Origin of the sequence: Microbacterium sp. B19, from assembly GCF_000333395.1 — a bacterium.
GTDB lineage: Bacteria > Actinomycetota > Actinomycetes > Actinomycetales > Microbacteriaceae > Microbacterium.
In genome coordinates this window covers 1-841 of sequence record NZ_BADA01000320.1, presented here as the reverse complement: position 1 = coordinate 841, position 841 = coordinate 1, and the positions used below count along the sequence as shown (strand labels likewise).

General features: G+C 66.7%; 1 protein-coding gene. It reads left to right on the top strand.

Annotated features, from left to right (window positions below; genetic code table 11):
• Window positions 1-841: ATP-binding protein (locus I5G_RS11190; protein WP_022879126.1), on the top strand; the 841-nt coding region annotated here is incomplete at both ends.

The window sequence follows — 841 nt, the reverse complement described above, 5'->3', positions numbered from 1 at the left end:
CAACGAAGGCTATGACGCATCCTCGATCGAGGTGCTCGAAGGCCTCGAGCCGATCCGTCGCCGCCCCGGCATGTATATCGGCGGCACCGACGAGCGGGCGCTCCATCACCTCGCCGCCGAGGTGATAGACAATGCGATGGACGAGGCCGTCGCCGGCCACGCCACCCGCATCGAGGTGACGCTCTCGGCCGGCAACCGCCTCACCGTGATCGACAACGGGCGCGGCATCCCGATCGACGAGCATCCCCGCCACAAGGGTAAATCGGCGCTCGAGGTGATCTTCACGATGCTCCACTCCGGAGGCAAATTCTCCGGCGGCGCCTACCAGACGTCGGGCGGCCTGCACGGCGTCGGCGTCTGCGCCGTCAACGCGCTGTCGGTCGAGACGGTGGTCGAGGTCGCGCGCAACAAGGAATTGTACCAGCAGCGTTTCTCGCGCGGGCATCCGGAAGGGGCGCTGGAGAAGGTCGGGGCGGCGCCCAACCGGCGCGGCACCTCGGTCAGCTTCGTGCCCGACACCGAGATTTTCGGCGAGCTGAAGTTCAAGCCGCAGCGCCTCTACCGCCTCGCCCGTTCCAAGGCCTACCTCTTCGCGGGCGTCGAGATCCGCTGGAAATGCGATCCCGCGATCCTGACCGACGACACCCCGCACGAGGCGGTGTTCCAGTTCCCCGGAGGCCTTTCCGATCATCTGAAGGAGCAGGTCGGCGGGCGGGAATGCGCGACGACGGACTTCTTCACCGGCCGGCAGGATTTCGCCGAGGGCATGGGGTCGGCCGAATGGGCGGTGGCGTGGCCGCTCTTCTCCGACGGATCGTACAGCTATTATTGCAACACCATC